General features: G+C 67.1%; 23 protein-coding genes. 14 read left to right on the forward strand and 9 right to left on the reverse strand.

Annotated features, from left to right (window positions below; translation table 11 throughout):
• Positions 1-4 precede the first annotated feature (4 nt).
• Genes ACO07K_RS24160 through ACO07K_RS24170 form a run of 3 tightly spaced genes read right to left on the reverse strand, consistent with a single transcriptional unit; the run spans position 5 to position 2,660 of the window.
• A complete protein-coding gene (locus ACO07K_RS24160; protein ID WP_422032407.1) occupies positions 5-991 on the reverse strand; it encodes an alpha/beta fold hydrolase in 987 nt (328 codons plus the stop codon).
• A gap of 39 nt (positions 992-1,030) precedes the next feature.
• Positions 1,031-1,900, reverse strand: a complete 870-nt coding sequence (locus ACO07K_RS24165; protein ID WP_422032409.1) for a metal ABC transporter permease — start codon at positions 1,898-1,900, stop codon at positions 1,031-1,033.
• 16 nt (positions 1,901-1,916) lie between these two features.
• The gene (locus tag ACO07K_RS24170) at positions 1,917-2,660 is read right to left on the reverse strand and encodes a metal ABC transporter ATP-binding protein (RefSeq protein WP_422032411.1); all 744 of its coding nucleotides are present in this window, start codon (positions 2,658-2,660) and stop codon (positions 1,917-1,919) included.
• A gap of 265 nt (positions 2,661-2,925) precedes the next feature.
• Between ACO07K_RS24170 and ACO07K_RS24175 the strand changes: the two genes are divergently transcribed.
• The 6 genes from ACO07K_RS24175 (at position 2,926) to ACO07K_RS24200 (ending at position 9,413) form a co-directional block, all read left to right on the forward strand.
• Positions 2,926-3,684: a DUF1223 domain-containing protein gene (locus ACO07K_RS24175; RefSeq protein WP_422032413.1), complete on the forward strand. Its 759-nt coding sequence runs from the start codon at positions 2,926-2,928 to the stop codon at positions 3,682-3,684.
• A gap of 45 nt (positions 3,685-3,729) precedes the next feature.
• A complete protein-coding gene (locus ACO07K_RS24180) occupies positions 3,730-6,996 on the forward strand; it encodes a helicase-related protein (RefSeq protein WP_422032415.1) in 3,267 nt (1,088 codons plus the stop codon).
• Positions 6,997-7,020: 24 nt separating this feature from the next.
• Positions 7,021-7,275 (forward strand): RNA-binding S4 domain-containing protein, encoded by a 255-nt coding sequence (locus tag ACO07K_RS24185; RefSeq protein WP_422032417.1) that lies wholly within the window; start codon positions 7,021-7,023, stop codon positions 7,273-7,275.
• A 78-nt stretch (positions 7,276-7,353) separates the two neighbouring features.
• Positions 7,354-7,689, forward strand: coding sequence for a ferredoxin FdxA (fdxA, locus tag ACO07K_RS24190; RefSeq protein WP_422032419.1), 336 nt, complete (start codon positions 7,354-7,356; stop codon positions 7,687-7,689).
• Positions 7,690-7,978: 289 nt separating this feature from the next.
• Positions 7,979-8,506, forward strand: a complete 528-nt coding sequence (locus ACO07K_RS24195; RefSeq protein ID WP_298315789.1) for a CarD family transcriptional regulator — start codon at positions 7,979-7,981, stop codon at positions 8,504-8,506.
• A 97-nt stretch (positions 8,507-8,603) separates the two neighbouring features.
• On the forward strand, positions 8,604-9,413 hold the full coding sequence (locus ACO07K_RS24200; protein ID WP_422032421.1) for a hypothetical protein: 810 nt from the start codon (positions 8,604-8,606) through the stop codon (positions 9,411-9,413).
• Here the strand turns inward: ACO07K_RS24200 and ACO07K_RS24205 are convergent.
• On the reverse strand, positions 9,410-10,822 hold the full coding sequence (locus ACO07K_RS24205) for a M48 family metalloprotease (RefSeq protein WP_422032423.1): 1,413 nt from the start codon (positions 10,820-10,822) through the stop codon (positions 9,410-9,412). The two genes, ACO07K_RS24200 and ACO07K_RS24205, sit on opposite strands and share 4 nt — an antisense overlap.
• Before the next feature lie 112 nt (positions 10,823-10,934).
• On the opposite strand from ACO07K_RS24205, the gene pip reads away from it, so the two are divergent.
• The 5 genes from pip to dnaJ all read left to right on the forward strand — a co-directional run bounded on the left by pip (position 10,935) and on the right by dnaJ (position 17,073).
• Entirely contained in the window at positions 10,935-11,945 is a 1,011-nt protein-coding gene (gene pip, locus ACO07K_RS24210) for a prolyl aminopeptidase (protein WP_422032425.1), read from the forward strand.
• Positions 11,946-11,973: 28 nt separating this feature from the next.
• A complete protein-coding gene (locus ACO07K_RS24215) occupies positions 11,974-13,029 on the forward strand; it encodes a TauD/TfdA family dioxygenase (RefSeq protein ID WP_422032427.1) in 1,056 nt (351 codons plus the stop codon).
• 74 nt (positions 13,030-13,103) lie between these two features.
• The gene (locus tag ACO07K_RS24220; protein ID WP_422032429.1) at positions 13,104-13,706 is read left to right on the forward strand and encodes a nucleotide exchange factor GrpE; all 603 of its coding nucleotides are present in this window, start codon (positions 13,104-13,106) and stop codon (positions 13,704-13,706) included.
• 224 nt (positions 13,707-13,930) lie between these two features.
• On the forward strand, positions 13,931-15,868 hold the full coding sequence (dnaK, locus tag ACO07K_RS24225) for a molecular chaperone DnaK (RefSeq protein WP_422032431.1): 1,938 nt from the start codon (positions 13,931-13,933) through the stop codon (positions 15,866-15,868).
• Positions 15,869-15,954: 86 nt separating this feature from the next.
• Positions 15,955-17,073, forward strand: coding sequence for a molecular chaperone DnaJ (gene dnaJ, locus ACO07K_RS24230; RefSeq protein WP_422032433.1), 1,119 nt, complete (start codon positions 15,955-15,957; stop codon positions 17,071-17,073).
• A 127-nt stretch (positions 17,074-17,200) separates the two neighbouring features.
• On the opposite strand, the gene ACO07K_RS24235 is transcribed toward dnaJ, so the two are convergent.
• Genes ACO07K_RS24235 through ACO07K_RS24255 form a run of 5 tightly spaced genes read right to left on the reverse strand, consistent with a single transcriptional unit; the run spans position 17,201 to position 22,698 of the window.
• Positions 17,201-18,163 (reverse strand): ABC transporter ATP-binding protein, encoded by a 963-nt coding sequence (locus ACO07K_RS24235; RefSeq protein ID WP_422032435.1) that lies wholly within the window; start codon positions 18,161-18,163, stop codon positions 17,201-17,203.
• A complete protein-coding gene (locus ACO07K_RS24240) occupies positions 18,160-19,194 on the reverse strand; it encodes an ABC transporter ATP-binding protein (protein WP_422032437.1) in 1,035 nt (344 codons plus the stop codon). The genes ACO07K_RS24235 and ACO07K_RS24240 overlap by 4 nt, the downstream gene beginning before the upstream one ends.
• Before the next feature lies 1 nt (position 19,195).
• Positions 19,196-20,104, reverse strand: a complete 909-nt coding sequence (locus ACO07K_RS24245) for an ABC transporter permease (RefSeq protein WP_422009053.1) — start codon at positions 20,102-20,104, stop codon at positions 19,196-19,198.
• Between the two features lie 4 nt (positions 20,105-20,108).
• A complete protein-coding gene (locus tag ACO07K_RS24250; RefSeq protein ID WP_422032439.1) occupies positions 20,109-21,062 on the reverse strand; it encodes an ABC transporter permease in 954 nt (317 codons plus the stop codon).
• 31 nt (positions 21,063-21,093) lie between these two features.
• Positions 21,094-22,698, reverse strand: a complete 1,605-nt coding sequence (locus ACO07K_RS24255; protein WP_422032441.1) for an ABC transporter substrate-binding protein — start codon at positions 22,696-22,698, stop codon at positions 21,094-21,096.
• A gap of 150 nt (positions 22,699-22,848) precedes the next feature.
• Here ACO07K_RS24255 and ACO07K_RS24260 point away from each other — a divergent pair, with 150 nt between their 5' ends.
• The 3 genes from ACO07K_RS24260 to ACO07K_RS24270 are packed head-to-tail and all read left to right on the forward strand — an operon-like array spanning position 22,849 to position 26,073.
• Entirely contained in the window at positions 22,849-23,043 is a 195-nt protein-coding gene (locus ACO07K_RS24260; RefSeq protein ID WP_422032443.1) for a hypothetical protein, read from the forward strand.
• Positions 23,044-23,051: 8 nt separating this feature from the next.
• A complete protein-coding gene (locus ACO07K_RS24265; RefSeq protein ID WP_422032445.1) occupies positions 23,052-24,464 on the forward strand; it encodes an amidase in 1,413 nt (470 codons plus the stop codon).
• 13 nt (positions 24,465-24,477) lie between these two features.
• Positions 24,478-26,073 carry an ABC transporter substrate-binding protein gene (locus tag ACO07K_RS24270; RefSeq protein WP_422032447.1) on the forward strand — a complete coding sequence of 532 codons (1,596 nt, stop codon included), beginning with the start codon at positions 24,478-24,480 and terminating at the stop codon, positions 26,071-26,073.
• Positions 26,074-26,086: the final 13 nt, after the last annotated feature.

Below are 26,086 nucleotides of genomic sequence, written 5' to 3' on the forward strand. Positions count from 1 at the left end.
CGCCTTATAGGCCCTTCAGGAACTCGATCAGCAGGCGGTTCACCTCGGCCGCCCGCTCCTGCTGCACCCAGTGGCCGGCGCCGTCGAGGATGTGGCTGCCACGCAGGCCCGGCAGGGTGGTCGGATAGGCATCGAGCTGGCTCTTGGCGGCCGGGAAGCGCAGCACGCCGTCGCGGCTGCCGGCGATGAACATCGAGGGCTGGCGGATCGGCTGGCCGCGCCACGGGCCGCTCAGCTCCCAGTTGCGCCGCAGATTGCGATACCAGTTGAGCCCGCCGCGAAAACCCGCACGGGTGAACTCCCCGGCGTAGTAGTCGAGGTCGGCATCCGTCAGCCAGTCCGGCAGCTTGCCGGGGTCGACGGTGTTGGCCAGGAGCGAGCCGCCGGTGAGGCGGCCGAAGCCCTTGTCCTTCTCCGTCATCTCGCCGCCGGCCGTGAAGTAGAGCTTGCGTAAGGCGCCGCGAATGTCCTGTTGCAGTTCGGCCTCGGCGACGCCCGGCTTCTGGAAATACTGCAGATAGAAGTTGTCGATGCCGAGCTTCTCCAGCGCCGACAGGATGTCGACATAGCCCGGCGGGGCGTAAGGAACGCTCATGGCGCAGACGGCGGTGAAGAGATCCGGCCGCCACAGGGCGGCATGCCAGGCGACGGGAGCCCCCCAGTCGTGGCCCACGATCACCGCCCGGGTCTCGCCCAGCGCCTTCACCAGTTCGGCCATGTCGCCCACGAGATGGAAGAGCGTGTACTGGTCGATCGGTTCGGGCGATTGAGTGCCGCCGTACCCCCGCATGTCGGGGGCGACGGCGCGGAAGCCCGCATTGCTCACCGCCTGAAGCTGGTGGCGCCAGGAGTACCAGCTCTCCGGCCAGCCATGACAGAACAGCACGAGCGGTCCACGGCCTTCCTTGGGGCCGGCCTCGGCATAGCGCATGTGGATGGTGTTGGCCGTCGTGGTCTTGAGGGTGACGCCCGGCACCGGCGAGTTGGTCATGCTTGGTTTCCTCCGCAGGAGGCACCCTAGCCCGCCCCGTCACCCGCGCAAGTGAACCGACCGTGACAGGCGGGCGCGCACCGAGGCGCGCGACCCGAAGAGCAACGACATCAGGAAGAACGAGCTGGCGCACAGCACGATGACCGGACCGGACGGCAGGCCGGCATGAAACGATACCAGCAGCCCGATCGCCGCAGAGGCAAATGCCATCGGCGCGGCGACCAGGCTCATCGACCAGACTTCGCGCGCCCAAAACGACGAGGCGACGGCCGGCAACAGGATCAGGCCCAGCGCCATCAGCGTGCCGAGCGCCTGAAAGCCCGCCACCATGTTCAGCACGGCGAGCGACAGGAACAGATAGTGATAGAGCGAGCCCCGCATCCCCATGGCGGCGAGGAAGCCCGGGTTGAAGCATTCGACGACCAGCGGGCGATAGATGGCGGCGAGACCGATGAGGGTCGCCGTCGCGGTCGACACGACGAGGATCAGCGCCGGCTCGTCGACGGCGAGGATCGCGCCGAACAGGATGTTCATGAGATCGACCGCCGAGCCGCGCAGGGAGACGATGAGAACGCCCAGCGCCATGGCCGTCAGATAGGCGGCGGCGAAGCTTGCATCCTCGCGCATGCTGGAGAAGCGCGCGATCACGCCCGAGAGCAGCGCCGTCGCGACGCCGGCGATGAAGCCGCCCAGACTCATCGCCGGCAGCGACAGGCCGCCGATCAGGAAGCCGAGGGCGGCGCCGGGCAGAAGCGAATGGGCGAGCGCGTCGCCCATCAGGCTCATGCGGCGCAGGATCAGGAACACGCCGATCGCCGAGCCGCCCATCGACAGCGCCAGGCTCGCGACGAGCGCGCGGCGCATGAAGCCGAAATCGGCGAAGGGCGCGATCACATACTCGTAGAACATGACGCGAAGCGCTCGATCAGGCGCTGAGACGCAGAGGCACGTCGCAGGCGCCGGCGTGCTCGTCCCGCGATTCGGCGAGGGCGCGGGCCCGCACCAGGTTCTCGGGCGAGAGGACACGCGACGTCGGACCGGCGTCGACCAGTTCGCACGCCAGCAGCAGCGCGTAGGGGAAGTCGCGCCTAACCTGGTCGAAATCGTGCAACACGGCCACGACGGTGCGCTTCTCGTCGCGCCAACGGCGGATCACGGCCATCAGATCGGAAACGGTCCTGCTGTCGATGGCGGCGAACGGCTCGTCGAGGAGCACGAGGTCGGCATCCTGCAGCAGCAGGCGGGCGAACAGCACGCGCTGGAACTGGCCGACCGACAGTGTGTCGATCGGACGGCGCTCGAGACCCGAGAGGCCAACTTCTTCGATCGCGCGCCGGGCGTCTTCGAGATCGACCGGGCGGGCGGCCCGGAAGCCGCCGAAACGCGACCAGCGGCCGAGCAGGACCGTATCGAGTACCGAGATCGGGAAGGAACGATCGATCTCCGCCTGCTGCGGCAGATAGGCGATCCGCTTCGCGGTGCACTCGATCCGGCCCTCGATCCGCGGCGCGAGACCGAGCAGCGCCTTCAGCAGCGTGCTCTTGCCCGCCCCGTTTGGACCGACGATGGCCGTCATCTCGCCGGCGGGGATCTCCGCCGACACGTGGTGTACCGCCGGGCGACGATCGTAACTCACGGTCAGATCTGTGAGGCGCAGGGCGGCGGTCATCGCGGCCTTACAGCGCCCACCAGGCACACAGCCAGAGCAGCGCCGAAACGGCGATCGCCACGGCGATCCGTGTCGAAGCGCTCATGGCGAGCAGGGTCGTGCCGGGAGAGATCGGTCGGTGCATTCGGAGGGATTGTTATAATATTACTCTTTCCGAGTCCATAAGGCACGGCGACCTCCGCGGGCCGGAACGTCACCGGGCAGTGAGCGGTCGGTGAGCGATTGTTGATTGGCAGAGCGAGGGCTGCGCGCGCATCCTGTCGCCATGACGACGTCTTTCATTCCAAGTCGCAGATCCCTGCTGACCGGTGCGGCTGCGGCCAGCCTGTCGGCGGCGCTGCCGTCGTCCGCGCGGCCGGCCGGCGACGGGCCATGGGCCGTCGAGCTGTTCACGTCGCAGGGATGCAGCTCCTGTCCTCCGGCCGACGCCTATCTCGGTCGCCTGTCCCTGCGCGCCGACATCGTCGCCCTCGCCTTCCACGTCGACTACTGGGACTATATCGGCTGGCGCGATCCCTTCGCTTCGCGCGAAACGACCGAGCGTCAGCGCGCCTATGCCCGCGTGTTGAAGCAACGCTATGTCTACACGCCGGAGATGGTGGTCGACGGCATCGGCCACGACACCGGTCGCGAGAAGGGCCCCATCGAAGCGCTTCTGGCCAAGGCCCAGGCTCTCTCGCCCCGGCGCGCGACGCCCGAACTCGCACGCACGATGGGCAGTCCGCTCACCATCAGGCTCGACCCCTTCCCGCTCGGCGGCCGTACCGCCGACGTGACCCTGGCCGTGTACGACCGTCGCCACACCACGCCGGTGAAGAGCGGCGAGAACCAGGGCCGCATGATCGAGAACTTCAACGTCGTGCGGCGGCTCGAACTGATCGACCATTGGGACGGCGCGGCGAAGAGCTGGACCGTTCCCGGCGGTGACATCGGCGCCACCCAGGGCGTGGCCGTACTGGTCCAGTGGTCCGACCACGGCCCGATGATCGGCTGCAACAAGCTGGAACCCGCCTATTCGGGCTGAGCCGTCTGCCTTGCTTCCGCCGCGACCGCGCGCGATGGTGCGGCCATGTCGTTTTCCGGCGCCTCCGGCCGCCTGACCGCCGTCCTCGGCCCCACCAACACCGGTAAGACCTATCTCGCGATCGAGCGCATGCTCGGCCACGATTCGGGCATGATCGGCTTTCCGCTGCGGCTGCTGGCGCGCGAGAATTACGAGCGCATCGTCAAATTGAAGGGCGCTGCCCAGGTCGCGCTGATCACGGGCGAGGAGAAGATCGCGCCGGCGAGTGCGCGCTATTTCGTCTGCACCGTCGAATCGATGCCGGTCGAGAGGCCGGTTTCCTTCCTCGCCGTGGACGAGGTGCAGATGGCGGCCGACCCGGAGCGCGGCCACTTCTTCACCGACCGGCTGCTGCATGCGCGCGGCCTGAACGAGACGATGCTGCTGGGCGCCGACACGATCCGTCCGGTATTGAACCGACTGCTGCCCAACATCGACGTGGTCGCGCGTCCGCGCTTCTCCAACCTGACCTATGTCGGCTCGAAGAAGGCCACGCGCCTGCCGCAGCGTTCGGCGGTCGTGGGTTTCTCGGCCAACGAGGTCTACGAGATCGCCGAGCTGATCCGCCGGCAGCGCGGCGGTACGGCAATCGTCATGGGCGCCATGAGTCCACGTACGCGCAATGCCCAGGTCGACATGTTCCAGTCGGGCGAGGTCGACTATCTCGTGGCGACCGACGCGATCGGCATGGGACTGAACATGGACGTGAACCATGTCTGGTTCGCGTCGTTGCGGAAATATGACGGCCGCAGCTCACGGCCGCTGCGCACCGGCGAGCTGGCGCAGATCGCGGGCCGCGCCGGCCGTCACATGAACGATGGCACTTTCGGCACCACCGCCGGGCTGCCCGGCCTCGACGCGGAGGTCGTGGAAGCGATCGAGAGCCATCGCTTCGACCCGCTGCGCGACCTGCAATGGCGCAACAGCGAGCTCGATTTCCGCTCGGTCCAGACCCTGGTCGGCTCGCTGAACGCCAGCCCGCCCCATGCTGCGCTCCAGCGCGTCCGCGAACAGGACGACCAGATCGCCCTGCAGACACTGGCGGCGCAGTCGGCGTTTTTGCCGCGGCTGCACTCACCGCGTCGAATCAGGCTCCTCTGGGAAGTGTGCCAGGTTCCCGATTTCCGCAAGACGATGACCGAAGAGCACATTCAGCTGCTGGGACAGCTCTTCGCACACCTGACGCAGGGCGGCGAACGGCTCCCCGAGGACTGGATCGAGAGCCACGTGAAGCGCCTCGAGCGTTTCGATGGCGACATCGACACGTTGATGGCGCGCATCGCACACGTTAGGACATGGACTTATATTTCCCATCGGCCCGACTGGATTCAGCGCGCCACCCACTGGCAAGAGCGCGCGCGCGCCATCGAGGACAGGCTTTCAGATGTTTTGCATCAGCGGCTCACACAACGGTTTGTCGATAGACGCGCGGCTTTGCTTGTACGAAGATTGCGCGATGAGGGTGAAATGAACTCGTCAGTCGCCGCAGCGGGCGAAGTCACGGTCGAGGGCGAGCACCTCGGTCGCATCGAAGGCTTCCGCTTCGTACCGGACGCAACCGAAGGACAGACCGACCAGAAGGCGGTGCTGAGTGCGGCTCTGCGCGCATTGCGCCAGGATCTGCCCGATCGTCTGCAGGCCTTCGTGAACAGTCAGGACGGCGAAATCGTCTTCGACGGGCAACTGCGTGTCTGCTGGGGCGGTGGCCCCGTGGCGCGGCTGTTGCCGTCGGGCGACGTGCTGGCGCCGAAGGTCGAGGCGATCGCCACCGACCTGCTCGACGGCCCGGCCCGGGAGGAAGTGCGCAAGCGCGCCGCGACCTGGGTGGAAACCCGCATTCGCCTCGGCCTCAGCGAATTGATGGACGCACGCGCCACCACCGAACTGCCGGCCGGTGCCCGCGGCGTCATCTTCCAGCTCTGCGAAGGACTAGGGGTCCTGCCGCGCCGCCCGGTCGAGGAACAGCTCACCCAGCTCAGCGACGAGGATCGCAAGGCACTGGCGCGCCTCGGCGTCCGCATCGGCGTCTTCTCGCTCTATTTCCCCAGCATGCTGAAGCCGGTGCCGATTCGCCTGCGCGCCGGCCTCTGGATGATCGCCAAGAACCGCGAGACCATCCCGACACTGCCGGCCGAAGGCCGCACGTCGATGGACCTGCCGCGCGATGCCGAGCGCGATTTCTACACGACCATCGGCTACCTGCCCCTCGGCGACCATGCGATCCGCGCCGACATGGTCGAGCGCCTGGCCGCCATGGCGCGGGCCGCGGTTCGAGACAGCCGCGAGACGTCACGCCGCGCCCAGCAGGAGAGGCAGGACAAGAAGCCCGCCGCAGAGACAAAGGATGCCGCGCCCGCGATTCCCGCCCCGGCGACAGCGGACGAGATCAGCGAATGGGCGATCGTCGCCGCGGCTTTCGGCGAGAACGAACCGGCGGAGCCGGCCGCCGAGCCAGTCCCTGAACAGGCTGCCGAGCCCGCGGACGAAGTCGTTGCCGAAGCCCCCGCCGAGGCCGCGCCGGTTGCCGACACCGCTGCCGCTCCGGTTGCCAGCGAGCCCGCGGCGCAGGAGCTGACGGCCGAAACGCCGGTGGACGAGGAAACGGCGGCCGAGCCGACCGCGACCGAAGCTACCCCGGAAGCGGCAGACGTCCCGGCCGAAAATGCCTCCATCCAGGCCGACACCAAGCCGGCGAAGAAGGAGCCGCGTCCGCTGCCGCCGGGCTGGTTCCGGGCCACGCCCCAGATGATGTCGCTGGTCGGCTGCTCCGAGCCCGAAATGGCCAACGTGCTGCGGGCGCTCGGCTATCGCGTACATCCGCCGTCGGAAGAGAACGGGCCGCTCTACGCTTTCTCCATCAAGCCGCGCTTCGTGCGCGAGCGCGAGGAGCAGCGCGAACGTCAACGCCTGCAGGAGCGCGAGCGCAACCAGCGCCGCCGCGAGCGGCCGGAACGGCCCAACGAGCGTCAGTTCTTCGCCGACTCACCGCGTCCGCCGAAAGGCAGGGACGACGGCCCCCGCAGCGGACCGCGGCCAGGGGGTGGCCAGTCCGACAAGGGCCCGCGCCCCGAGGGTCCGAAGCAGGAGCGCAAGGACGGTCGCCCACCCCAGGACAATCGCGGCCGCGACGACAGGCGTGGCCCGCGCCCACCGCGACGCGACAGCGGCGGCCCGGCCCTGCGCCTGTACGCTTCGACGGAGACGAAGGGCGATGCGGCCGCCGATTCGCCGTTCGCCAAGCTGCTCGAGCTCAAGCTCGGTGGAAAGAAGTAGCCACCCGTGAGTCGCTGAGGCGCGATGCGGCTCGACAAGTGGCTCTGGCACGCGCGCTTCTTCAAGACCCGCACCCTGGCGACGCGCTACGTGGAAAAATCACGCTGCCGGATCGACGGCCGCGCCGTCGAGAAGGCGCATGCCGCGGTGGCACCGGGCATGGTGCTCACCTTTGCGCTCGGACCGAGGGTGAGAGTCGTGCGGATCGTGGCGCTCGGGGAACGTCGCGGGCCTGCATCGGAGGCCCGCGCGTTGTATGAGGAGATCGACTCGCCTTAAATGGTGTGCGCGCCTTCGCCAGCCTTGCGCGGCGGGGGTTCGCACGTTAAGCAGCCGCCGCTCGTTTCTGGAGCTGATATGACCTACGTCGTGACTGAGGCTTGCATCAAGTGCAAGTACATGGACTGTGTCGAAGTGTGCCCCGTGGATTGCTTCTACGAGGGAGACAACATGCTGGTCATCAATCCCGACGAATGCATCGACTGCGGTGTCTGCGAGCCCGAATGCCCGCCGAATGCCATCCTGCCCGACACCGAAAAGGGCCTGGAGAAATGGCTGGAGTTGAACCGCAGTCTTTCGTTGACCTGGCCCAACATTACCCGCAAGGGTGACGCACCGGCCGACGCCGAGCAGTTCAAGGACGAGAAGGACAAGTTCGAGAAGTATTTCAGCGACAAGCCTGCGGCTCGCTAAAACCCACCTCGGTAAAGTTCTTAATTGTACCTTTTGCAACAGCCATGCAGTTTCTGCATGGCTCGACCGTTGCTGAAATGCAACATATTGCGCGACTCCGCGCCTGAATTCTGATATGAGACTGCCGCTTGAAGCGGTCCGGGGTCCGGTCCGCCGCTCGCTCGGTGTCCACTTCGGTATCCGAAAGAAACCTACCGATGGCGTGACGCCGGGCCGAATGCGCAGGGGAGCGTATGCGGTGGGTCGCGGTATCGCAGAAAGCGGGGCTGTTGTGAAGGGACTAGATGATATGGCCAAGCCGAAGAAGGCGCCCGCCAAGCCGAAGGAATATGCCTTCGAGAAGGGCGATTTCGTGGTGTACCCGACGCATGGCGTCGGCCGTGTAATCGATATCGAAGCCAAGGAAATCGCAGGTCACAAGCTCGACCTGTTCGTGATTTCGTTCGAGCAGGAGCGCATGATGCTCCGCGTTCCGGTGGCGAAGGCGAAGATCTCCGGTCTGCGCAAGCTCAGCTCGCGCAAGATCATGGAAAGTGCGCTGGTGACCCTCAAGGGCCGCAGCCGCGTGAGCCGCGCCATGTGGAACCGCCGCGCCCAGGAATACGAAGCCAAGATCAACTCGGGCGACCCGGTATCGATCGCCGAAGTCGTGCGCGACCTGCATCGCAATGCCGGCCAGCCCGACCAGTCCTACAGCGAACGGCAGATCTACGAGGCCGCGCTGGACCGGCTGGCGCGCGAACTCGCCGCGGTCGAGCGGATCGACAAGGATCTGGCGACTCAGAAGCTCAACAGCGTCCTGCAGAAGGTCGCCTAGAGGGTCCTGGTACGACCATGAGCGAAAAGGCGGCCCGGCACGTTCGTGTCGAGCCGCCTTTTTCATGTTCGGCCGTTCGACGCGATTTTCCTCGATCATGACCAAAGTTGCCTCGATCGCCCGCCTGCGCGAGGGCGGCACCACATGGGCGCTCGGTGCCCTGGCCGGCGACGATGCCGCGCTGGAGCGGCTGGGCGGTGCGCTGATGCAGCACTGGCAGCCCGGCGACAGGCTCGTGGTGCTGGGCAACATGCTGGGCGCCGCCGGCAACACGCCACGCACGCTCGACCTCATGCTGCGGCTGCGCCGGCGCCTGCTGGCGAGGCCCGGAGCCGAGGTCGAGGATTTCGTCTTCCTGCGCGGGCCGCAGGAGGAGATCTGGCACAAGGCGCTGCAGCTCCAGTTCGCGCTGGCGCCGCTCGACGTGCTCGACTGGATGCTGTCGCGGGGACTGGCCGCCATCATCGAGGCCTATGGCTATTCCATCGCCGAGGGCCGCATTGCCAGCCGCAACGGCTCCCTCGCGATCGCCCGCTGGACCTCGGGCCTGCGCGCGCGTCAGGCGGCCCGGCCCGGCCACGCCGATCTCCTGAACGCCCTCTCCCGCGCCGCCCTCAGCGCCGAAGGCCGCCTCGTCTTTGCGGCCAGCGGGGTCGATCCCGGCCGGCCACTCGACGGACAGGCCGACGCCTTCTGGTGGAGCACCCCGACCGACTCGGCCCTCGACGAGGCGCTGGGTAAGGCAGGCGACGGCGGCTGGCCGGCCATAGAGCGTGTCGTGCGCGGTGCCGGTCCGTCCCGGAACGTCCCCCGGGACTGCGGCCGGGTCGTGACCGTCACGCGGGGCACACCGGCCCTGGTGGGGCTCGATGCCGGGGGCAACGTGCGGGAGCGGATCGAGGCCTAAGGCTCGATGAGCTTGATCTGGGTGCGGCTCGCCAGTTCGGCCGGCGTCTCAGCCGCGTTGAGCACCAGAAGCCGTTGCATCTTGAGGTCGGCGTAGGGCATGCGGGCCGCGAGTTGGGCGGGCGTCGATCCCGCCGGCGAGACGATGCGCAGCCGGTACGGCCGCAGCGCCGCCGCCTCGGCCGGCGTCAGGGTGCGGAAAGTCCGTGCCGCGCGGACCATTTCCTCGATCTGCCGGTCCTGGTTGGCGCCCTCGCTCACCAGCGCGAAGTTGCACACGCGATTGCCGTCCCGGATGACGACATAGCGCGCCTGGCCGAGCCCGGTATCGGAGCCGCGCGGACGGGCGCCGATCGCCGCCTCGTTGCCGTTGATCTCCAGGGTCTGGATGTTGGTGGGCGTCGGCTTCAGCTTGTTGCGCATCCAGTCGTCGAGCGGCCCCGCAATCGACGTCGACAGGCAGGCGAACAGCATCAGCGAGCGGTCGCGGTTGACGGCCAGCACGCCGTCGCTGTCGTTGAGCAGGCGGAAGCCCGGCGGCGCCGTGAAGGCCAGGCGCATCGTCGGGTGTAGGAAAGTGCGCCCCCGGATGAACCCCTCCCGCGGCGAGTCATCGACCGACATGCCGTCGATGGCCGCGAAGTAGCCCTTCTCGTTCGTTTCGCCGGGCGCGTTCGCGAGCGGCAGGCCGGCGATGGCGGAGGTGCGTTCCATCGGCACCGGATGGGTCGACGCGGCACTCGGCCGGTCGCCGACATCGGGCGACTCGCCCATGATCTGCGCTTCGAGAGAGTCCTGGCGACGCAGGCGATCGATCAGGGACGCCATCGCGTCGCCGCGATAGCCGGCCTTGACGATATAGCCGAGCCCCAGGCGGTCGGCCTCGAGTTCCTGTTCGCGCGAGTAACGCCGCAGGGCGAGCAAGCCGTCCTGCGCCACGGCGCGGCCGACCGTGACCGACCCGCTGGCGGCCGCCGCGCCGATCGCCGCATCGAGTACACCCTGACGCACGCGCGCACGCTGCGCGGCGTGGCGCTGCACCAGATGGCCGAGTTCATGACCGACGGCGGCGGCAAGCTCGGCCTCGTTCTCCAGCAGGGCCAGGAGGCCTCGCGTCACGAAGACATAGGATTGCACGGCATGCGCATTGGCGACCGGCGAATCGAGCACCATGAAGCGGAAACCGCCGACACCGGCAGCCGTCGCCACGCGCTGACCGACCCCTTCGACATAGGCCTGGAGTCGAACATCCTGGTCGGCCGGGCCGACGAGCTTTTCGATGCCGGGGGGCAGGGCGGCGGGGCCGCGTCCGGTGGCCGCAGTCGAGGCTGAGGCGGACGGCTCCGCGGATGTGCAGGCAGCGACGCCGGCCAGCAATGCGACCAGCGCCAGAATACGGCGAATACCCACGGATCCTCCTGGAACGGCCTGACCTTAGACGCTCTACGGACACGCCGGCAATTGCCCGCAAGGCTGGCACGAATGCCGCCGCTATGGCAGTGATGCCTTCGAGGACAATCGCATGCCGCGCTCAGAGACCCCTCTTCGCTCCGACCTCTTCCCCGAGATCTCGCCCTATGCCAGCGGGATGCTGGCGGTCGACGGTCGGCACACGATCTATTGGGAGCAGAGCGGCAATCCCGAGGGCGTGCCGGTCGTCTTCCTGCACGGCGGCCCGGGCGCCGGCTCCGCACCCGTCCATCGTCGCTTCTTCGATCCGCAGTTCTACCGCATCGTCGTGTTCGACCAGCGCGGCTGCGGCCGTTCGATGCCGCTCGGCGAGTTACAGGACAACACCACGGCCGATCTCGTGGCCGACATGGAGAAGCTCCGGGCGCATCTCGGCATCGCGAGTTGGCTGCTGTTCGGCGGCTCGTGGGGCAGCACGCTGGCACTGGCCTATGGCCTCAGCCACCCCGGCCGGGCGACCGGCTTCATCCTGCGCGGCATCTTCCTGGGCGCGCGCCCGGAGATCGACTGGTTCCTCCACGGCATGCGCACCATCTTCCCGGAAGCGTGGCGCGAGTTCGCCGAGCACCTTCCGGCCGATGAGCGCGGCGACCTGCTGGGCAACTATTACCGCCGCCTGATCGACCGCAATCCCGACCTGCACCGCCCGGCGGCGCGGGCCTGGAGCCGCTACGAGGCGGCCTGCTCGACGCTCTACCCCACGGTCCGCGCGCCCTTCGAGACCGACCATGGCGGCTTCGCGCTGGCTCTATCGCGCATCGAGGCCCACTACTTCGCCAACGGCACCTTCGTGCCGGAAGGCTGGCCCTGGACCGATCTCGACCGTATCCGCCACCTGCCTGCCACCATCGTCCAGGGTCGCTACGACATCGTCTGCCCGCCGGTGACGGCCGATGCGCTGGCCCGCGCCTGGCCGGAGGCGCGCTACGTCGTCGTGCCCGATGCCGGTCACAGCGCATTGGAACCCGGCATCCGCGCCGCCCTGGTCAATGCCACCGAGAGCTACCGGCTCTCGACCAGCGACACCGAGCTCTTCGCCCCCCGTTTTCCGTGGGACGCATAAAGAAGACCAAACCGAGGAACGCCTGAGCATGTCGTACGAACTCCCGCCGGAGCAGACCGGCGCCGCCGCCTGGTACGGACCCGAGATCGCCAAGCGCGACGACTGGATGATGCCGCTCTCGACCGCCGAGGTGGCCGAGGTCGAGGCCGCGACCCAGGCGCTGGTCGCGCGCGATGCCGACATCGCGGTACTGAAGCCGCAGGATTTCCCGCTGCCGACGCTCGGCGCCAAGCTGCGCTCGCGCGTCGACGACGAGGTGCTGAACGGCCGCGGCTTCCTGCTGCTGCGCGGCCTGCCGGTCGAGCGCTGGTCGATCCGCGAATCGGCCACGGCCTTCTTCGGCCTGGGTGCCCATCTCGGCAGCGCCCGCTCGCAGAACGGCAAGGGCCACGTGCTGGGCCATGTGCAGGATCTCGGCCTCGACGTGAACGATCCCAACGTGCGCATCTACCAGACTCACGAGCGGCAGACCTACCACACCGATTCCTGCGACATCGTCGGGCTGCTCTGCCTCAAGACCGCCCGGTCGGGCGGGCTGTCGGCGCTGGTGAGTTCGACCACGATCTTCAACGAGATGCGCCGCCGCCGGCCCGACCTGCTGAAGCTGCTGTTCCAGCCGATCGCCACCGACCGCCGCGGCGAGGTGCCGGAAGGCCAGAAGCCGTTCTTCGAAATCCCGGTCTTCAACTGGCACCAGGGCTATCTGACGGCGATCTATCAGCGCCAGTACATCGACTCGGCCCAGCGCTTCCCCGAGGCGCCGCGGCACACGCCGGAACTGGTCGAGGCCCTCGACATGTTCGACTCGCTGGCCAACGATCCGGCACTGAACACCTTCATGGAGTTCAAGCCGGGCGACGTGCAGCTGGTTCACAACCACACGATGCTGCACGACCGCACCGGCTTCGACGACTGGCCCGAACCGGAGCGTCGCCGTCACCTGCTGCGCCTGTGGCTGGCCGCCGAGGGCGCCCGGCCGCTGCCCGAGATCTTCGCCCAGCGCTACGGTCAGGTCACCATCGGCGACCGCGGCGGCATCATCGTGCGCGGCACCAGGCTGCAGGCACCCCTGCAGGCCGCCTGAGCCAGTTGACCCGGAGCGGCCTCGTCCCTAAGTGAAGGCCGCTTCAAGCAACCAACACACAAAGGGGACACCCTATGGCCAGCGATCCAACCGCGGGCGGCGCCCCGGCGGATATGCCGGTCGACCCGGACAATCTCGACATTCCGCCCCGGCCGGAAAGCGCCGCCGAGTGGCAGCGTCTCGTCGAGCAGCTCCAGGCCGAAAAGGCCGACCTCCAGGACAAGCAGCTCCGGGCCCTGGCCGAGGCGCAGAACGTGCGCCGCCGGGCCCAGCAGGATGTCGAGAAGGAGCGCAAGTTCGGTGTCGAGCGCTTTGCCCGCGACGTGCTTTCGGTGGCCGACAATTTCGGCCGCGCCCTGTCGGCCTTGCCGGCGGACCTCGATTCCCTGGATCCGGCGCTGCGCAACGTGATCGTCGGCATCCAGGCGACCGATCGCGAATTGCAGTCGGTGCTGGAGCGCCACGGCGTCACCCGCATCGAGAGCCTCGGCAAGCCGTTCAACGCCGAATTCCATCAGGCCATGATGGAGGTCGAAAACCCCGACGTGCCGCACGGCACGGTGGTCCAGGAATTGATCCCCGGATACCTGATTGCCGGGCGTCTCCTGCGGGCTGCGATGGTCGCGGTTTCCAAGGGCGGCCCCGCCGCCGGCGCAGCGGCCTCCAGCGCGAATTAAGGAGGGGGCCGGCCTCGCCGGCCACTCCCATGAGTCCGCCCGGTAGTGCGCCAAACGGCACATTCCAGCGGAGATTTTGGTCCTCACGTCCATTGCAGGCAGGCGGACAGGACCTATATAGCCCCTGTCCTGACCCGGTTTTTTCCGGCAGGTAACCACAGTACGGGGGCCGATCGGGCGCCTTTGGGCCCGGAACGGCTTGCCGAGGGAAGAGAGTAGAAATCATGGCGAAAGTCATTGGCATCGACTTGGGTACGACCAACTCGTGCGTCGCGGTCATGGAAGGCGGCGACACCAAGGTCATCGAGAATTCCGAGGGCGCGCGCACGACGCCTTCGATGGTCGCGTTCACGGATGGCGGCGAGCGCCTGGTCGGCCAGGCTGCCAAGCGCCAGGCCGTCACCAACCCGCTGAAGACCCTCTATTCGGTCAAGCGCCTGATCGGCCGCCGCTTCGACGACCCCATGGTCGCCAAGGAGAAGACGCTCGTCCCCTTCAAGATCGACAAGGCGCCGAGCGGCGACGCGTGGGTCGAGGTGAACGGCGAACAGTACAGCCCGAGCCAGATCTCGGCGTTCATTTTGGGCAAGATGAAGGAGACGGCCGAGGCCTATCTCGGCGAGAAGGTCGAGCAGGCGGTCATCACCGTCCCGGCCTACTTCAACGACGCCCAGCGCCAGGCGACCAAGGATGCCGGCCGCATCGCCGGCCTCGAAGTGCTGCGCATCATCAACGAGCCGACGGCCGCGGCGCTCGCCTACGGCATGGACAAGCGCAAGACCGGCACGATCGCGGTCTATGACCTTGGCGGCGGCACGTTCGACGTGTCGGTCCTCGAGATCGGCGACGGCGTGTTCGAGGTCAAGGCGACCAACGGCGACACCTTCCTGGGTGGCGAGGACTTCGACCAGCGCATCATCAGCTACCTGGCCGACGAGTTCAAAAAAGAGCAGGGCATCGACCTGCGCAACGACAAGCTCGCCCTGCAGCGTCTCAAGGAAGCGGCCGAGAAGGCCAAGATCGAGCTCTCCAATTCCAAGGAGACCGAGATCAACCTGCCGTTCATCACGGCCGACGCCAGCGGTCCGAAGCATCTCGTCATCAAGCTCTCGCGCGCCAAGCTCGAGTCGCTGGTCGACGACCTGGTGCAGCGGACGCTCGAGCCCTGCAAGGCGGCGCTCAAGGATGCCGGCCTGCAGGCCGGACAGATCGACGAGGTCATCCTGGTCGGCGGCATGACGCGCATGCCGAAGGTCATCGAGGTCGTGAAGCAGTTCTTCGGCAAGGAGCCGGCCCGTAACGTCAATCCCGACGAAGTCGTCGCGGTCGGCGCGGCGGTGCAGGCGGCGGTGCTGAAGGGCGAGGTCAAGGACGTCCTGCTGCTCGACGTGACGCCGCTGTCGCTCGGCATCGAGACGCTGGGCGGCGTGTTCACGCGCCTGATCGAGCGCAACACGACGATCCCGACCAAGAAGAGCCAGACCTTCTCGACGGCCGACGACAACCAGACCGCCGTGACCATCCGCGTCTTCCAGGGCGAGCGCGAGATCGCCGCCCAGAACAAGATGCTGGGTCAGTTCGATCTGGTCGGCATCCCGCCGGCACCGCGCGGCGTGCCGCAGGTCGAGGTCACCTTCGACATCGACGCCAACGGCATCGTGCAGGTCTCGGCCAAGGACAAGGCCACCGGCAAGGAGCAGCAGATCCGCATCCAGGCTTCGGGCGGCCTCAGCGAGGCCGACATCCAGAAGATGGTGAAGGACGCCGAGCTGCATGCCGAGGAAGACAAGAAGAAGCGCGAGCTGATCGACGCCCGCAACCAGGGCGAGGCGCTGGTCCACTCGACCGACAAGCACCTGAAGGAGTACGGCGACAAGGTGAGCCCCACCGAGAAGGCCGAGATCGAGGGTGCGCTCGAGGGTCTGAAGACGGCGCTCGCCGGCGAGGACGTCGAGGCCATCAAGGGCAAGACCAACGACCTGACCCAGGCCGCGATGAAGCTCGGCGAGGCGATGTACAAGGCCCAGCAGGCCGAAGCCCAGGCGGGTGCCGCCGGGACGGCCGGCGGACCGGGTGCCGGTGCGACCGACGCGAAGGGCGAGAAAGTCGTCGACGCGGAGTTCGAGGACGTCACCGACAAGAACAAGAAGACGGGTTCCTGATAAGGAATTCCGGGACGAACGAGACGGCCTCCCGCGCGAGCGGGAGGCCGACCTGTAAGGGGCCAGTGGGGGCTGCGTAGAGCGTTATGTCGCAAGACTTTTACGAGCTGCTTGGGGTGAGCCGGACGACCAGCGCCGACGACATCAAGAAGGCGTATCGCAAGCTCGCGATGCAGCACCATCCCGACCGCAATCCCGGCGACAAGGAAGCGGAACGGAAGTTCAAGGAAATCAGCCACGCCTACGACATCCTGAAGGATCCGGAGAAGCGTGCCGCCTACGACCGCTACGGCGCGGCCGCGTTCGAGGGCGGTGCGGGGCCCGGCGGTCCGTTCCAGGGCGGGCAGGGCTTCGATTTCGGCTCCGTGTTCGGCGACATCTTCGAGGAGATGTTCGGCGCCAACGGGGCGCGCGGACGTGGACGCGCCGACATGCGCGGGCAGGACCTCCGCTTCAATCTCGAGATCACGCTGGAACAGGCCTATTCGGGCACCGAGGCGACCGTGCGCGTGCCGAGTTCCATCACCTGCGAGGTCTGTCACGGCAGCGGGGCAGAGGCCGGCTCGAAGCCGCAGCAATGCCCGACCTGCCAGGGCCGCGGCCGCATTCGCGCACAGCAGGGCTTCTTCACCGTCGAGCGTGCCTGCCATACCTGCCACGGCGCCGGACAGGTGATCGACAAGCCGTGCAAGAATTGCGGCGGCCAGGGTCGCGTGCGTCGCGAGAAGACGCTGAAGGTCAACATTCCGGCCGGTGTCGAGGACGGCACGCGCATCCGCCTGAGCGGCGAGGGCGAGGCCGGAGCCCGAGGCGGACCGGCCGGCGATCTCTACGTCTTCCTGTCGGTGCGCCGCCACCAGCTGTTCGAACGCGAAGGGCCGGACGTGCACTGCCGCGTGCCTATCTCGATGGTGCAGGCGACGCTGGGCGGCAACATCGAGGTGCCGACCCTCGACGGCAAGATGGCGCGCATCAACATCCCGGCCGGGGCGCAGGGCGGGCACCAGTTCCGCATGCGCGGCAAGGGCATGCCGATCATGCGCTCGACCCAGCATGGCGACATGTACATCGAGATCAACGTCGAGACGCCGACCAACCTCACGGCCAAGCAGAAGGAACTGCTCAAGGAATTCGAGAAGGCTGGCAAGACCAGCCCCGAGTCCGAGGGCTTCTTCAGCAAGGTGAAGGAAATGTTCGGCGGCTGAGGCCGCCGACACTCAGGCTCACAGAGCTAACCGCGAGAGCCTTTTCGTCTCAAATCGACCCATTCGCCTCATCCTTCGAGACGCGCTCCTGCGGAGCCCTCCTCAGGGTGAGGTCATTGGTGAGATGCTACGCCGCCAGCACGCAGCGGACCGCATGGGCAGCCTCGACCTCGCGCAGCGACGGGACCGCCGACGTGCAGTCGGGACGGACGAACTTGCAGCGCGGCGCGAAGCTGCAGCCGTCCGGCACGGCAGCAAGATCGGGCGGCGCGCCCGGGATGGATTCGAGCCGCTGGCCGCGCATGCCGTCGTGCACCGTCGAGGCCAGCAGGCCACGACTGTAGGGGTGCTGCGGCGCGTCGACCATCCGCTCGACGGGCGCCATCTCGACCAGTTTGCCGGCATACATGACACCGATCCGGTCGGAGACCTCGACGGCCACGCCGATATCGTGGGTGACGAAGATGACGCCCAGGTTGAACTCGCGCTGCAGCTCGCGGATCAGCAGCAGCACCTGGATCTGCACCGTGGCATCGAGCGCCGTGGTCGGCTCGTCGGCCAGCAGCAGGGTCGGATTGCACGACAGAGCCAGCGCGATCATGGCGCGCTGGCGCATGCCGCCCGACATCTCGTGCGGATAGGCCTTCAGCCGCTGCGCCGGCGAGGGGATGCGGACCATCTCCAACAAGTCCTTGGCGCGCTTCATGGCCTCGGTCTCGCTCTTGCCGGTGTGGCGGCGCACCGTCTCGGCGATCTGCTGGCCGATGGTGAAGACCGGATCGAACGCCGTCGCCGGCTCCTGGAAGATCATCGAGACCCGTTGCCCACGCAGGTCGGACAGGGCCCTGGGCTCCATCTCCAGGACTTCGTCGCCCTGAAGCTTGATGCTGCCGGACCAGCGCGTCCGATGCTCGGGGTGCAGCCGCAGGATCGAGCGTAGGGTGACGCTCTTGCCCGAGCCGGATTCGCCCAGGATTCCAAGCGTCTCGCCGCGCGCGAGGTCGAAGCTGACGCCGTTGACGGCATGCACCGTCCTGTCGGGCGTGACGAAAGTGACGTGGAGGTCGCGGACCTGAAGCAGGTTGGTCATGCAGCCATCGCCTTGGAATGGCCCGAGCCCGCCACGCGCATGTGGCAGGCCACGGCCTGGTGTCCGGACTGCGCCAGGAGCGGCTCGGTGCGCGCGCAGACGTCCTCGGCGAAGGGACAGCGCGTGCGGAACCGGCAGCCCGAGGGCGGATCGATGGGGTTGGGCGGATCGCCCTGGATCGGCGCCTCGCGCGTGCGCTTGCGCGGATCCATCGATGGCCGCGCCGAAAGCAGCGCCCGCGTGTAGGGATGCTGCGGGTCGCCGTAGATCGCCTCGACGGGCCCCAGTTCGACGATCTTGCCGAGATACATGACCAGCACGCGATCGCTGAGATACTGCACGACGTTGAGATCGTGGCTGATGAAGACGTAGGTGAGGTCGAGCTCGGTCTTGAGGTCGACCAGCATGTTCAGCACCTGCGCCTCGACCGACTTGTCGAGCGCCGATACCGCCTCGTCGAGGATGATCAGCCGCGGCCGCAGCGCGAGCGCGCGGGCGATGTTCACCCTCTGGCGCTGGCCGCCCGACAGTTCGTGCGGATAGCGCGTGGCGTAGTTCACCGGATCGAGGCCGACCTTGCTCAAGAGATCGCGTACCCGCTCGCGCGCCTCGGCCGCGGGCAGGCCGTGGGCGCGCGGCGCGAAGGCCAGGGTCTCGGCGATGGTCAGGCGCGGATTGAGCGAGGCGTAGGAATCCTGGAACACCATCTGCACCTGGCGGCGCAGCTCGTTCACCGTGATGCCGTGCGGCTCATCGACCGGATCGCCGTCCAGCACCATCGTGCCTTTGTCCGGCTTGATCAGGCGGATCAGCAACCGCGCGACCGTCGACTTGCCACAGCCCGATTCGCCCACGACGCCCAGGGTCTCGCCCTTGGCGACGGAGAGGGTGAGATCGTCGACCGCGCGCACGACCTTGGTGGTGCGGCCAAGCAGGCCGCCGGCGATCGGGAAGTGCTTGCGCAGGCCGGTCGCCAGCAGCAGTGGCTGGGCCGGCCCGCCGCGATCCTCGATGGGAAGCAGCGTGTCCATGTCAGGCCTTCACGTCCATGGCCGCACGCAGGCCATCGCTCATCAGGTTGAAGCAGATCGAGGTGATGAAGATCATCACGCCCGGCAGGGCCGCGAGGACCGGATTGACGTAGATCGCCTGGCGCAGCGTGTTCAGCATCAGGCCCCACTCGGGTTCCGGCGGCTTGACGCCGAGGCCGAGGAAGCTGAGGCCCGCCGCCAGGATGATCGCGACGCTGATCAGCGACGTCGCATAGACCAGGATCGGGCCCAGCACGTTGCCCAGCACGTGGACGCGCACGATGGTGAAGGCCGAGGCGCCGCTGGCCTTGGCCGCATCGACGAAGTCGAAGCCGCGCACCTGCGTGGTGACGCTCTCCGAGACACGGCAGATCGGCGGGATGAACACCAGGGTGAGCGACAGCAGCGTGTTCTCGGTGCCGGCGCCCATCGCACCCGACAGCGAGATCGCCAGCAGCACCGACGGGAAGGCGTAGAAGACGTCCATGATGCGCATGATCGCCATGTTGGTCTTGCCGCCGACGAAGCCTGCGAGGATGCCCAGACTGCCGCCGATCAGCAGGGCGAACACCACCGGTGTCACGCCCATGAACAGCGACAGCCGGCCGCCGTAGATCAGGCGGGCGAACATGTCGCGCCCCAGCTCGTCGGTGCCCAGCCAGTGATTGGGTGACCCCAGCGGATAGAGGCGGCGCAGCATCGAGGTCTTGTAGGGATCCGCCAGATAGAGATAGGGCGCGGCGATCGACGCCAGCACCAGCAGGATCAGGATCGCGGCGCAGACCAGGGTGACCGGATCGCGGCGCAGGCGCCGTCCGACCGACTGCCAGTAGCCGCGGCCGGCGGAGGTGGGCGTGGGCTTCACCAGGATGGCGCCGCCGACGTCGAGGGAGGGACTTTGCAGGGCCATCGGTTCAGCCTCGCTTGATGCGGGGATCGACCATGGTCTGGATGATGTCCACGGTCAGGTTGAGCAACATGAAGAAGCCGGCCAGCACCAAGGTCGTTCCCTGCAGGATCGGCAGGTCGCGGCGAAAGATGGCGCTGTTCAGCAGGAAGCCGGTGCCTGGCCAGGCGAACACCGTCTCGATCAGGATCGAGCCGCCGATCAGGTTACCGGCCTGCAGGCCCATGACGGCGAGGCAGGTCGGGGCGGCGTTCTTCAGCACATGGAAGAGAATGCGGCTGTCGCGCATGCCCTTGGCCTGCAGCGCCGTCACGAACTCCATGCTGAGCGTTTCCTTCACGGTGGAACGCACCGTGCGGGTCACGACGCCGAGCGGGATCACGGAGAGCGCTATGGTGGGGAGTACCATGTGGGCAAGGTGGGCACGATCGAAGGTCCAGCCGGTCGAGTTCTCCGGCCCGATGCCCATGGGCGGCAGCACGCCGAGTTCGACGGCGAAGATGATGACCAGAACGATCGCCAGCCAGAAGTGGGGCACGCTGACGCCGATCAGCGAGATCACCGTGACCAGCCGATCGACGATGCGCGACTTGGCATAGGCAGCCGCGGTTCCCAGGACGACCGCCAGGCTGAAAGCGAGCAGCGTTGCGGCGATCGCCAGGATGATGGTGTTGCCGAAGGCGCTGCCGACCTCCGCCGCCACCGACCGGCCGGTGCCGATCGAGGTGCCGAGATCGCCCGTCAGGGTCACGCCGAGCCAGCGCAGATACTGGACCGGCAGCGGCTGATCGAAGCCATAATATTCCTTGAGCTTGTCGACGACCTCCTTCGGCGCGTCGGGCGGCACGATCGCCGAGATCGGATCGCCCGGCGCGAGATGCACCAGCGCGAAGACGAGCAGCGACACGCCGAAAGCGACGGGCACCAGGTAGATCAGGCGGCGTAGGGCGTAGAGGAGCATTGCGGCCCGCCTCTCCTTTGGTTGCTGTGGGCTATTTGATTTCGACCGGCGTGAGGTCCTGGAACCAGCTCTGCGCCTGCACGAAGCCCTTCACCTTGGGGCTCATGGCGCGCGGATTGAGGTCGTGCGCGATCCACACCCAATAGGCCTGGTCGACGATGTAGGTGTGAACGGCGGACAGGGCCTTGGTCTGCTCGGCCTTGTCGAAGCTCGTGTGCGCCTTGTTGATCATGGCATCGAGCTTCTCGTCTTTCAGGATGCCCCAGTTGGCGCCGACCGGCGGGACGAAGTTGCTGTTCATCAGGCGCGTGAAAGCGGAATAGGGATCGACCGTGGCGCGGCTGATGTTGATGCCGTTGACGCCCGCCTTCTTGGCGTTGTCACCCGTCACCGGCTGGAAGGAGAAGTTCACCAGCGCGTTCCACTCCATCACCTCGAACGAGGTGTCGAAGCCCACCGCATTCAGGTTCTCCTGCACGTACTCGTTCATCGGCAGCGGCAGCATCTGGCCCGAGCCCGAGGTCGAGATGGCGATCTTGATCTTGGGCTTCTTGGTCGCGCTGTAGCCCGCCTCGGCCAGCAACTTCTTTGCCGCTTCGGGATCGTACTTGATGTCGAAGGCCGGCGAGCCGAACCACGGATGGCCGGGATAGACATGGCCCTTGGACTCGATCATCAGCCCGCCCAGCAGCTTGTTGAGGCCGGCGCGATCGATGGCGAGATTGGCCGCCTTGCGCACGCGCACATCGGTCCACGGCGAGCCTTCGACCATGGAGGGCTGATAGGCCCAGTTGTGCGGATACTTGTTGGTGACGATGGTCATGCCGCCCTGCTTGAGGCGCGGGATGGCGTCGGGGGCAGGCACTTCGATCCAGTCGACCTGTCCGGCCAGCAGCGCGGCCGTGCGGGTCGCCGCTTCCGGCATCGGGAACAGGATCACCTTGTCGAGCTTCGGCACGCGCGCCTTTTCCCAGTAGTCGGCGTTGCGCGAGAGCTCCATGCGCTCGCGCGGCACGACGCGGTCGACCTTGAACGGGCCGGTGCCCGAGGGATTGAGCGCGACCTTGTTCCAGTCCTTGCCCTGCTTCTCCCAGTTGGCCGGGCTCGAATAGAAGACGTAGGACATGTCGTACGGGAACAGCGAGTTGACGATGCGCGTCGTGAGCTCGACGGTGTTCTTGTCGACCTTCTTGTAGCCGACCAGCGTCGGGATGCGCGCGCGCACCTGCGCCATCTGCTTGCTGTCGAACTGCGGCGACTTGTCGTTCAACACCTTGTCGAGGTTCCAGATCACGGTGTCGGCGTCGAAGTCCGAGCCGTCGTGGAACTTGACGCCCTCGCGCAGCTTGAAGATCCACTTGGTCGGCTCGCCCTCGACCGGCGCCCAGGACAAAGCCAGCCCGGGCCGGATGTCGGCGATCGTGTCGGCCTTCGACAGATCCCAGTTCACGAGTGCGTCATAGATCGTGTAGCCGGCGAACCGGAACCCCTCGAACCCCTGGTCGGGCTGGCCCGTCGTCAGCGGGATGTCGGCCGCTGTCATGCCGATGCGCAGTGTGCCCTGCGAGAGGGCAGGTGTTGCGGTTGCTGCGAGGATGGCCAGGCCGGTGGCGGCGACGCGAAGACGGTTGAACATTCACTACTCCCCGGTTCGGCGATCCCGTCGGCAACCCCGACGCGAGACGCTGTCCGTTCCGTCATGCAAGCGCCAAGCCAACGCAACAAATGCGCGCCACAACTGAAGCGGCATGTCGATTGCATGCACCAATCGTTGCGGAGGGATGTCATGACATCGTCGACCAAGGCGCCGACGCTCGAGGAATTCCGGTTACGCGCCGCGCTGACCGGTCTCACCTTGACCGAGGAAGATATCGGCCACCTGCACAAAGGCTATGTCGGCCTGCTGGGGCTGATGGAACGCGTCCCCGAGCGCTGGGCGTGGGCCGCCGAGCCGCCGCAAGTCTTTCGCGCCGACGAGTAGAGTCTCCCATGACCGATTTGACGACGAGCGATCTCACCACACTGGGCATCGCCGAGGCCGGCCGCCTGATGGCGCGCGGCGAACTCACTTCGACGGCGCTGACGGAGGCCTTCCTCGCACGCATCGCCACCGTCGATCCTATGCTGTCGAGTTACATCACGGTCACGGCGGAGCTGGCGCTGAACGCTGCGCGGCAGGCCGACATGGAGATGAAGGGAGGCCTGCGGCGCGGACCGATGCACGGCATCCCGATAGGGCTGAAGGACATCTACGAAACCGCCGGTATCAAGACGACCGGCCATTCGCATCTCAAGATCGACTATGTGCCGGCCATCGACGCCGAGACGGTGCGACGCTTGAAGGCCGGCGGCGCCGTCATCCTGGGCAAGCTCGGCACGCACGAATTCGCCAACGGCGCGATGACATCGGACCAGCCGTTCCCGCCGGTCCGCAACCCATGGAACACCGCGCTCCAGCCCGGCGGGTCCTCCAGCGGCTCGGGCGCCGCGATTGCAGCCGCGCTCTGCATGGGCGCGATGGGGTCCGACACCGGCGGCTCGATCCGCAACCCGGCGGGCTACTGCGCCACGGCCGGCATCAAGCCGACCTATGGTCTGGTGAGCCGCTGCGGAATCTTCCCGCTCTCGTTCAGCCTCGACACGGCCGGGCCGATGGCCTGGACGACCGAGGACTGCGCGCTGATGCTCGACGTGCTGGCCGGCTACGATCCCAACGACCAGGCCTCGGCGCGCGCGCCCAAGGTCGATTACGGCGCGGCGACGCAACGTCCGATCAAGGGTATGCGCATCGCGCTGGCGCGCCGCTGGTACGAGGGCCCGAAGGGCAAGCTCTCGGACGACATGGCGGCGGGCATGGAAGAAGCCGTGCGTGTGATGCGCGATCTCGGCGCCACAGTCGACGAAGTGATCTTCCCCGACATCCGCGACTATCACATCTGCGGCCGCGTCATCATCACCACCGAGGCGCACGCCATCCATCGTCGCGACGTGATCGAGCGGCCCGAGAAGTTCGGCTATACGACGCGCCGCCGCTTCCAGCTCGGCGCGTTCCTGTCGGCCGAGCAATACCTCTCGGCACTGCGCTTCCGCCGCAAGCTGCAGCAGGACACGCGCGAGGCGATGCGCGGCTACGATCTGGTGATGACGGCCAACCAGTGGGGTCCGCCGGAAGGTTTCGAGGATCCGGCGCCGATCTTCCACTTCCTCGGCAAACCCTCGCTCAGCATGCCCTTCAACGTCACGGGGCAGCCCGCCGCTGCAGTGTGCTGCGGCTTCGACGCTCAAGGCCTGCCTCTCGCCTTCCAGCTCGCCGGCCGCGCGTTCGACGAGGCCAGCGTCCTGGCCGCCGGCTCTGCCTACGAACGCGCCACGCCCTGGCGTTCGCACCGACCGAAGCTCTGACAGGAGTCCCGCCATGAGCGTGTCCCGCCGTTCCTTCATCGCCGCCGGCGCGCTGGCGGCGTTGCCGATGCCTGCGTTCGCCCAGGAAAAGGTCGTGCGCTTCGGCATCTCGATGGCCGACGTCCCGCTCACCACCGGGCAGCCCGACCGCGGCGCCGGCGCCTACAAGTTCACCGGCTACACCCTCTACGATCCGCTGGTCGCCTGGGAGATGGACATCTCCGACAGGCCGGGCAAGCTGATCCCCGGCCTCGCCACCGGGTGGAAGGTCGACGATACCGACAAGACGCTGTGGGTCTTCAAGCTGCGCGACGGCGTGAAGTTCCACGACGGATCGGGCTTCAACGCCGACGCCGTGATCTGGAACTTCGACAAGGTGTTCGACACCAAGTCCCCGCAGTTCGACCAGCGCCAGGCCTCGCAGGTTCGGCCGCGCCTGCCGTCGGTCGCGAGTTACCGCAAGGTCGACGACATGACCGTGGAGGTGAAGACCAAGGTCGTCGATGCGCTCTTTCCCTACCAGATGCTGTGGTTCCTGGTGTCGAGCCCGGCCCAGTTCGAGAAGCTCGGCAAGGACTGGAACAAATTCGCCTCCGAGCCGTCGGGCACCGGCCCGTTCAAGCTGGCCCGCCTGGTGCCGCGCGAGCGTGCCGAACTGGTCAAGAACGAGGCGTACTGGAATCCGAAGCGCATTCCCAAGGCGGATCGCATGATCCTGGTCGTCGCGCCCGAGGGCGCGACGCGTACGGCCGCCTTGCTTTCAGGCTCGGTCGACCTGATCGAGACGCCGACGCCCGACACGGTCGATCGGCTGACCAAGGCCGGCATGAAGATCGTGCAGAACGTGACGCCGCACGTCTGGAACTATCACCCCTCGATGCTGCCGGGCTCGCCCTGGACCGACATCCGCCTGCGCAAGGCCGCCAATCTCGCGATCGACCGCACCGCCATCGTCCAGCTGCTGGGTGGTCTGGCCACACCGGCTTTCGGCCAGGTCGACAGATCGAGCCCGTGGTTCGGCAAGCCCAGCTTCGAGATCAAGTTCGCGCCCGACGAGGCGCGCACGCTGATGAGCGCGGCCGGCTTCAGCAAGGCCCAGCCACTCAAGACCAAGTTCGTGGTGGCCTCGGGCGGCAGCGGCCAGATGCTGTCGCTACCGATGAACGAAGCCATCCAGCAGATGTTCAAGGACGTCTATATCGACCTCGACTTCAAGGTCGTCGAGCTCGAGGCGCTCTACACGGCGTGGCGCGCCGGCGCCAAGGCCGAGATGAACAAGGACGTGACGGCCAACAACATCGCCTATGTGACGTCGGACCCGCTCTACGCCTTCACGCGCTTCTTCGCCTCGAACCAGGGCGCGCCCGTGGGCGTGAACTGGAGCAACTATGCCAGCCCCGAGGTCGACAAGCTCATCGACGAGGCGCTGGCGCAGTTCGACCCGGCCAAGCAGGACGCGATCATGGCCAGGGTCCACGAGAAGGTGGTCGACGACGCCGTGCTGATCTGGGTCGTCCACGACACCAACCCGCACGCCCTGTCGCCCAAGATCAAGTCGTACATCCAGGCCCAGCACTGGTTTCAGGACCTGACGACGATCGGGGTCTAACCTTTGTCATCCT

Origin of the sequence: Reyranella sp. (assembly GCF_965228225.1) — a bacterium.
In the GTDB taxonomy this organism is placed as follows: Bacteria; Pseudomonadota; Alphaproteobacteria; order Reyranellales; family Reyranellaceae; genus Reyranella.